Here is an 8,617-nt window from a genome sequence, read left to right as displayed (position 1 = left end):
TCCGGTCGAGCCGGGAGGGCGTTCGCCCTGGGTCAAGGACCTTTCGACCCGGAAGATCTGAATCGGAATCCGGAACGGCGGGCTGCGTCGCCCCCCGGCCAAATGATCAGATTTCTACGCTTCTGAGTGAGCGTCTACATGGACCCTTCGGGCACCCCACGGATTCTCGAGCGCCATGCGCCGGATGAGCTGTCGCACTTCCTTCGCGATGCGGGGCCGGCCGGGTTGCCGCCTGGAGCGGAACCGCCAGTACAGACGAAAGCCCTTCCGGTGCCCGCCCACGACGGTCTCGGGCTGGACGACGACCAAGACTTCCCTCCAGCGGGGCCAGAGCTGGCGCAGGAGCACCCAGAAACCGCGATCCAGGGAAGTGAGCCTGGGTCGTCGTCTGGCTTGGCGGAGGACTGCGAGCTGTTGACGGAGGGCGAGCTCGACGAGGGCTTGCTCACGCTGCCTGCGGAAGCAGGCCCGAAGCGAGTGGAGCAGGGCGATCGCGAAAGAGAACAGGACCTTCACGACGGCGGCGAGGCTGCACGATCCCGCGAACACTCACCAGACTGCCGGGGCTGGTGGGGCGTGCGATACGCCCTCCCGGTTGTGACTCACCAGCGGCTGGGGTGCCGGATCCGATAATGAGAACACACAGGGGTCTACACGGGCACGAACGGGGAAACCCGGGATACAGACAAGGCCACCGCCTTACGGACCACCGCGCCAGCCCTCGACCCTACCAGTGCAACCCACTGGATCCACCCCTGGTGTAGCGGGTCCGCCCCGGCTCTAGAGGGAAAACCAGTCAAGGCGGCAGGCCGGGGGGGCGATACACGCGACGAGCACGTACCCGACGGACGAGGGCCCACAGCAGATGATTCGAAAGGCAGTCCATCCGGAGCCGGGTGAGTTCGATGGCAGTGCCCAGCGCCGCTGGCACGCCGAGCTCGAAATCCTCTTCGATACGGTTCACGACCTCGCCTCCGATCTTTCGGTCACCGAGGTCATCGAGCGTCTGATCGATCGAACGGCCACCCATCTCGACTGCGAGATCGTCTCTGTCCTGCTCGTCGAGTCCGATTCGACCCTGCGTATCATCGCCGCCCGTGGCCTTTCCTCGGAAGTCGTCAAGGACACACGCGTCAGGGTGAACGAGGGTATATCCGGAATGGTCATCGCGACGGGCGAGTCGCTGTTGGTCAGCGACGTGGAGTCCGATCCGCGCTTCCAGCGGCCCAATCACGAACGCTACTACACCCACTCCTGCATCAGTGTTCCCCTGGTCTTTCAGGGGTGCGTGCGCGGCGTCATCAACGTCAACAACAAGCGAAGCCAGGAGAACTTCGTTCAGTCGGACCTGCGGATGCTCGAGGCCATCGCAAATCATGCGGCAGTCGCTCTCGCGAGCGCGCACCGCTTCGAAGAAATGCAGGAGCGCGCGCAACGCGATGCGCTGACCAATCTCGCGAACCACGGCTGCTTCTGGTCCACACTCGAGACCGAGGTCAAGCGCGCCCAGCGGCACGGTCGCGATCTGAGCCTGGTGATGGCCGACGTGGACCACTTCAAGGCCTACAACGACAAGCTCGGCCATCGGCAGGGCGACGCGGCCCTCGTCGCGGTGGCACGCGTGCTCCAGGGCTGTTCGCGCGCCCACGATCTGCCAGCGCGCTACGGGGGCGAGGAGTTCGCGATAATCCTGCCGGAGGCTCCGCTCGAGGGGGGCGAGATTTTCGCGGAGAAGATCCGCGAATCCATCGAGAACCTCATGCTCGACGACGCCGACGAAGGCGGCCTCACTGTCAGTCTTGGCGTGGCCACGCTGAGCCAGACGGATCGCACGGCCAACGGGCTGGTGGAGGCGGCGGACATCGAGCTCTACCGTGCGAAGTCGGGCGGCCGCAATCGGGTCTGCTCCAAGGCCTGAGCCACGCGACTTCAGCGGCAACCCGATGTCGCTAGGCGTACGACATCGCCGGGAAGAAGTCGCCGTGCCCCTCAGGCAGGCAGTCCACCAGGTGCCACAGTGGGTTCAACAGATCCATGCCTCGGAACCCATCTGGCCCGAGATCGGCGGATTGTGAGTAGAAGTGTCGGATTTCGCCCGAGAGGTCCTTCTCGAAGACGGACAGGCCCGGATACTGGCCCTGTCCGATCGCATCGAGCTGCGGCGGGCGGCCCGGCCGAGCCTTGCGGAACTTCGGATGAAGGCCCTCGGCCTGTCTGTTCTCAATATTTATCCGCGTCGTCTGACGGCCTGATCGCGGATGTGGAATCGGGTCATCAGGCGGCTTCGCACCAGCGATATCGGTGGTGGAGACCGCCGACACGCGGCAATGCGACGACCTTGGAGCCCGTAGTGTGCCAAAACACGGCCGACACGAATTCTCTGTGAAATCGACGACTTGCACGCACTCCGGATCGCCGCTGGACAGCGCATTTCTGACGCCTCAGTCGAGCTAGCCTCCCGCCATGACGCCTCTGCCGCTGCAGTTTCTGCTGCTCATCTTTGCCGGATGGGTAAATCGCCAGCAGCAGGAGACGATCGAGTACCTCCAGGAGGAGAACAGAGTTCTCCGCGAGCACCTGAGTGGAAAGCGCCTCCGATTCACCGATGCGCAACGTTGCCGGCTTGCTCAGCGAGCGAAGCCAATCGGACGGCGTGCGCTCCGAGAGATCTCCACAGTCGTCACGCCCGATACGCTTCTTCGCTGGTACCGAAGCCTCGTCGCGAAGAAGTACGACGGGAGCGAGAAGCGCGGCCCAGGACGACCGAGGATCGCCGGGGAGATCCAGCGCCTGATCCTCGAGATGGCGGGAGACAACCCGCGATGGGGCTACACGCGAATCCAGGGCGCGCTCCAGAATCTGGGATACACCGTCGGTCGAAATACGATCAAGCGGGTCTTGGCAGAGAACGGAATCGACCCGGTGGGGCGGCGTCCCACGACCTGGAAGACGTTTCTGAAGGCACATTGGGGCGCGATCGCTGCGACGGACTTCTTCACAGTCGAAGTGCTCACATGGCGAGGCCTCGTCCGGTACCTCGTGTTGTTCGTGATCGACCTCAAGACCCGTCGGGTCGAGATCGCCGGAATCGCCGCGTCGCCAGACGGAATCTGGATGACCCAGATCGCCCGGAACCTAACGGACTGCGAAGACGGATTCCTTCTCGGATGCCGCTACCTCATCCACGACCGCGACCCGCTGTTCACAAAGGCGTTCCGCGCGACCCTGGAGAGCTCCGGGGTGGTTCCCGTCAAGCTCCCGAGTCGCAGCCCGAACTTGAACGCGTACGCGGAGCGCTTCGTCAGGTCGATCAAGTCGGAATGCATGGCGCAGGTCGTCCCGCTCGGCGAGTGCCATCTGCGGCGAGCCGTACGCGAGTACGTCGACCACTACCACTCTGAGCGCAACCACCAAGGGCTCGGCAACGAGCTGGTCGAACCGGACGTGGCGAACTCGTGCAGCAATGGGCCTGTCGGGTGTCGCGAGAGGCTCGGTGGATTGCTTCGGTACTACCGGCGGGCTGCGTAGGAGGCGGCTGAGTTTTGGCACAATACGGGGAAACCCGGGATACAGACAAGGCCACCGCCTTACGGACCACCGCGCCAGCCCTCGACCCTACCAGGTCCGGGTCCTTCGATTTCTTGGGGTTCATGTACCAAGACCAGAATCTGAGCGACCAATCTTTGTCGTACCGACGCTCAGATCACTACCCGCTCTGGAGCGAATTCCGGATCTAGGGAACCGGTGAGGGGTGTCGAGGGGGCGCGACGCGCTCCGTTCGATCGGCTGAGCCGAGGCACGACTTCCTATCCCGTTGTCCGAGCGCGCTGCCCTGTCCGTTCTCAATATTCATCCGCATTCGACTGATCTCTCGCTGATCCTCGGTCATTCAGATCCCCTACACCGTTATCTGCCAACACTATGGCTGCATCTCCGGCGGGATCTGTAATTTCACACCGCGAAGTTCAGGGAAGCAGCTGCGCGGGCGCTTCGAAGGTCACGGCGGCCACGTGGCGCGCGAGCTCGGCGGGGAGCGCTTCGACGGCGAGCTCCCGGCCTGCGTCGTCGCCTCCCTCGGCGACGACCCCGCCGTCTGCGGCGCGGCGCGGCGAGGTCCGGAAGACCTTCCGGAATACGCCGGGCGACGCGGAGATCGAGAAGCCGATCCCCACGACCTCTCCGACCTCGAAGCCCAGCTCACGGAACGCCTCGGCGGCGGCGGCGGCGGATTCCTCCGAGGGGGCGACGTCGCGGACGTTCGCCGACGTGATCTCCGACTCGTCGAGGGGCGATCTGCCCCCCGCCGACCGCAGAACGACCAGGGCAGAGATCACCTCACCTTCCTCGAACTCCATCGACGCTCCCCGCGACCTTCTTCGAATCCGCCTCGAGAATAGCCCCGCTAGCTCGCGCCCGAAACGTCGGCCGGCGGGGAGCCGATCGCCAGGCTGAGGTACTTGCCGCCCATGGTCACCATCAGGCGCTGCGCCACGAGCCAGTCGAGGAAGCCGCCGATCTGCTCCTCGGAGAGGCCGCTCTCCGGGAGCGATTCGCAGACGAAGCGATGGACAGAGCCGCGGGAGCGAGCCCGGTCGCAGTAGTCGTAGACGTCGCGGTCGAGACCCGCGAACCTGTAGCTCGAGCGCAGCGCACTGCGGCGGTCGTCGAGGAGCTTGAGCTCGCCGCCCACCCCCTGGACCGAGACGAGCGAGCCCTTCTCCGGGTCGTCGCTCCATTGGCCGGCGGCCTTCACTACCTCGTCCGAGCAACCGTTCGGCGCCTTCTCCGGCTCGTAGTCGTAGTCGAAGTAGTACGCAATGCGACCGAGGCTCTCTGGGTCGAGGGGGTAGAGCTGCTGGTACACCTTCATGGGCCGGACGTGGGTGAGGCCGAACTCAGCGGCCCGGGTGAAGTAGGGACTGAAGCGGTCGAGCCGGACGGGCCCGCAGGCCGTCGGCGCGCCGAGGAAGGCGATGGCCGGGAACATGGCCAGCATTTCGTCGTAGTGCGCCTTCGTCTCGCCGGGGAAGCCGTGCAGCAGGTTCCAGCTCGCCGCGATGTCGTATTCCTTGCACCACTTGAGCAGCTGGAGGTTCTGGAGCGCGGTGGTTCCCTTCCGCATCAGCCGCAAGACCCCGTCGCTCAGGCTCTCGATGCCCGGCTGCACCATGCGCACGCCGGCCGCCGCCAGCAGCTCCACGTGGTGCCGCTCGAGGTTCGACTTGATCTCGTAGAAGAAGCTCAGGGGGCTCTCGAGCTCGGCCAGGGCCGGCAGGACGGTCTTGAAGAAGTGCATGTCCATGATGTTGTCGACCGCTTGGATGGTGTCGATCCCCCAGGTCGATACGAGGTGGTCGACCTCGCGGAGCACGCGGTCCGGGCTCTTGCCGCGGAACTTCATCGTGGAGCCGTTGAGCCCGCAGAACGTGCAGTGCGAGGTCGCACCCCACCAGCAGCCTCGCGAGCCTTCGAAGAGCAGCGTCGGGACGACCAGGCTTCCCGACGCGGAGCCGGAGAGCTGCTCGAAGTAGTCGCTGTAATCCGGGATGGGAAGGCGATCCATCTCGGTGATGAGCCTGGCACGTCCGGTGTACCGGGTCCCGTTGCGGGTGCGATAGACCAGTCCCGGAATGGCGGCGAGCGTGCGGCTGCCGCGCCCCGACGCCAGGTGACGGACCAGCGCGGGGAACGTCTCGTCGGCCTCCCCAGGGCAGACGAAGTCCACCCAGGGGAATTGGCGATGCTGCTCGACCCCCATCTCGTCTTCCCAGTTCCCGCCGCCGAACGCGATCGGAAGCGACGGGTGCGCCTGCTTGATGCGCCGCGCGAGCGCCAGCGACGGGATGTTCTGCTCGAAGGTGGACGTGAAGCCGACGATCAGTGACTCGTCCCAGGGGATCGCCTCCAGGCAGTAGTCCAGGAAGTGGGGCACGAGCGCGCGGATCTCGCACAGACGCGCGATGTCGTCCTCGTTGAGCCGCCAGGTGCCGCGCAGCGTCTCCTGGATGTACTGCTCGTCGCGCCGGGGGTCGTCCCCGAAGAGCGCCTCGCGAAACAGCCACTCCCCGGCGAACGCGGTGTGGGGGAGCTCGTGGACGACCCAGAGGTAGCTCTCCATGCCGATCAGGTCGGCGAAGGTGAGGGTCAGGTAGCGGACGTCGCAGGGAACGCCGTCCTCCGCGAAGCGCGCCTTGAACAGGCTGAGACCGAGCGCCTGCCGTTCGGGGGCGCCGAACGGCATGCTCACGAGCAGTACCTTCTTCATTCCGACTCCCCCGACCTCGCGCTGATGGACCGAAAGGGGTCCTGCACGCCCAAGCCAGGCTAGAGTTCGTCCTCCAGCTCGATCTGGGACGCGATGACCATCTGCTCCAGGTCGGCCCGCTCCTCGGGCGTGATCCCCACTCCTCCGGCGAGTTGCGCCTCGAGCGAGACCTGGCCGAAGTCCGGGCCGTTCTCCGAGGCGTCTGCGTCCGCGGTCCGGAACGGTCCGGGCGGGTCGATGCCGCGCCGCGGCTCGATCCCACGCCGCGGCTCGATCCCGCGTCGCGGCTCGATCCCGCGTCGCGGCTCGATCCCGCGTCGCGGCTCGATTCCCCGCCTGGGCTCGATGCCACGCCGCGGCTCGATCCCGCGCCTGGGCTCGATGCCGCGCCGGGGCCCGATGCCGCTGCAGCGGATCTTCGCCAGCAGCATCGCCTTGTGGGCGTCGACGAGCCCGTTGCCGGTGGCGAGATCCGGTCCCGTGGTCGCCGGATTGCCCTGGGAGTTCGAGCCGCTCGTCACGTCCCGGGCCGTCTTCATCATGATCTCGCGCACGGCGTTCGGCGAGAGGCTGGGGCAGGCCTGGAGCATGAGGGCGGCCACTCCCGCGAGCTGGGGGGCGGCGGCGGAGGTTCCGCTGAAGACGGCCCAGCCGTCTCTCGGCCCCGTCTGGTCGCCGTTGGGGAAGGTGCCTCCCGCGCGACCGACGTCGATGCCGTCCCCCGGCTCAAGGGGGAGCATGATGTAGATCGCCTTCGGTTGCATTCCGACGAGACCCGACAGATCGGGAACGCGGCGACCCGAGTAGATGTTGCTCATGAAGCCGCTCGCATAGTTGGACGCCTCCATGGAGCCGTCCTCCTTCATGTGAACGCCCCCGGCCGAGATCACGTTCGGGTGCTGGCCCGGGAAGCCGAAGTTGCCGTTGCCCGCCGAGAAGACGACGACGATCCCGGAGGCCCAGGCCGCCGCCACTGCGGCGGCCGCGACCTGGTCGGCCGCGGAGAGCGGTCCGGAAACGCGGTGGCTGCCCCAGCTGCACGTGATGATGTCGGGGTTCAGCGCCACGGCGGCGTTGAAGCCGCCGGTGGTGTTGAGGATGCCTCCCGAAGCGGTCGTGGCGAGCTTCACCGGCAGGAGCTGGGCGTCGGGAGCGGCTGCGAAGATGTTCGCGGACTCACCGGTTCCGTGACCCATCTCGTCCCGCGTGGGGTTCGACGCGCCCGGCCCGAGGACCGTGGGCGCGACCCGGTAGCCGCGCGACGCGAAGAAGGGATGTGCGAACTGTCCGCTGTCCACCATCGCGACCTTCACGCCCTTCCCGGTGATGCCCGCGCGGTGCGCCTTGTCGGCGTTGACGCCGAGCGACACGTCGCCCGGAAGGCGAAGGTGCCAGTAGGGCACCATGGGCGCGAAGGCCGAAGCCGCCATGAGGTACGCCGGCTCCTCGATCGCGACGCCCTCGACGAGGTCCTCGAATGCGGTCTCCCGCGTGCTGATGAACCCCGGCATGTCGGTGGCCGGACACTCGACGAAGGTCGCGTAGTCCTCGCGGCCCTCGGACTTGATGACGGGCCGCTCCTCGGTCACCAGCTTCGTCTTGAAGGCCGTCTCGTAGGTGCTCCGCGAGCCCGCGATGTTGATCGTGAAGTTCGAGACCTGCAGCACCTCGAAGCCCGCCTCTAGGAGCAGGTTCGCGCACTGCTGGATGTCGCTCGGCTCCGACTGGAAGTTCGCCACCGTGTCGGAGTTGATCGTCCCCATGGCGTCGAACATCGACGTGCTGCCGACCGACCGCGGCGACACCTGCGCGAAGATGCGGCGCGGCATCGGTCCCGCCTTGCGCGAAGCGGCACGGCGTCCCCCTTGCCGCGTCCGGGTCGCCTTCTTGCTCGCGCTCTTCTTTCTTCCCGCCTTCCTTCTCGCCGTCTTCTTTCTTGCCGCCATTTCGAAGCCCTCCGTGCGTCACGCACACGTTATCACTATGGAGACGTCTCGAAGCAAAGTCGACAGCAAACCCCTCTTTTCTGTGTTTCAGCGCACAGTGCACGTGTCTGTGCACGGCAATGCAAGATCGCTTGCGGTGGCAAAGAGCCCCAAGCCGTGCGGGACCGTCACACGCGCATGTCGTTGGCGGTCCCAGGAAGGGACAAAACTCAGGGCCCGCCGCAGGCTGTCGGTCCTCAATATCGGTCCGCCTCGAAATTGCTGGGTGGTAGGGTCGAGGGCTGGCGCGGTGGTCCGTAAGGCGGTGGCCTTGTCTGTATCCCGGGTTTCCCCGTTCGTGCCCGTGTAGACCCCACCGTGACTCCGTTTCCAGCCCCCGCCACATCGAACGCAGCATGCGGATTTC

7 protein-coding genes are annotated in these 8,617 nt (G+C 66.1%); 2 read left to right on the top strand and 5 right to left on the bottom strand.

Going from position 1 to position 8,617, the window contains the following annotated elements:
- Positions 1 to 114: 114 nt before the first annotated feature.
- Positions 115 to 516 (bottom strand): helix-turn-helix domain-containing protein, encoded by a 402-nt coding sequence (locus tag GY937_01480; GenBank protein MCP5055377.1) that lies wholly within the window; start codon positions 514 to 516, stop codon positions 115 to 117.
- Positions 517 to 865: 349 nt separating this feature from the next.
- Here GY937_01480 and GY937_01475 point away from each other — a divergent pair, with 349 nt between their 5' ends.
- Positions 866 to 1,918 (top strand): GGDEF domain-containing protein, encoded by a 1,053-nt coding sequence (locus tag GY937_01475; GenBank protein MCP5055376.1) that lies wholly within the window; start codon positions 866 to 868, stop codon positions 1,916 to 1,918.
- Between the two features lie 31 nt (positions 1,919 to 1,949).
- Here GY937_01475 and GY937_01470 read toward each other — a convergent pair whose 3' ends face one another.
- A complete protein-coding gene (locus GY937_01470) occupies positions 1,950 to 2,321 on the bottom strand; it encodes a DUF899 domain-containing protein (protein MCP5055375.1) in 372 nt (123 codons plus the stop codon).
- 142 nt (positions 2,322 to 2,463) lie between these two features.
- On the opposite strand from GY937_01470, the gene GY937_01465 reads away from it, so the two are divergent.
- Positions 2,464 to 3,528, top strand: coding sequence for a transposase (locus GY937_01465; protein ID MCP5055374.1), 1,065 nt, complete (start codon positions 2,464 to 2,466; stop codon positions 3,526 to 3,528).
- A 437-nt stretch (positions 3,529 to 3,965) separates the two neighbouring features.
- Here the strand turns inward: GY937_01465 and GY937_01460 are convergent, their stop codons facing one another.
- The 3 genes from GY937_01460 to GY937_01450 are packed head-to-tail and all read right to left on the bottom strand — an operon-like array spanning position 3,966 to position 8,094.
- Positions 3,966 to 4,355 (bottom strand): hypothetical protein, encoded by a 390-nt coding sequence (locus GY937_01460; protein MCP5055373.1) that lies wholly within the window; start codon positions 4,353 to 4,355, stop codon positions 3,966 to 3,968.
- A gap of 47 nt (positions 4,356 to 4,402) precedes the next feature.
- Positions 4,403 to 6,265: a RiPP maturation radical SAM protein 1 gene (locus GY937_01455; protein ID MCP5055372.1), complete on the bottom strand. Its 1,863-nt coding sequence runs from the start codon at positions 6,263 to 6,265 to the stop codon at positions 4,403 to 4,405.
- A gap of 59 nt (positions 6,266 to 6,324) precedes the next feature.
- Positions 6,325 to 8,094 (bottom strand): S8 family serine peptidase, encoded by a 1,770-nt coding sequence (locus tag GY937_01450; protein ID MCP5055371.1) that lies wholly within the window; start codon positions 8,092 to 8,094, stop codon positions 6,325 to 6,327.
- Between the last annotated feature and the right edge of the window lie 523 nt (positions 8,095 to 8,617).

This window comes from bacterium (assembly GCA_024228115.1).
GTDB lineage: Bacteria > Myxococcota_A > UBA9160 > UBA9160 > UBA6930.
This window is presented reverse-complemented; position numbering and strand designations above follow the sequence as displayed.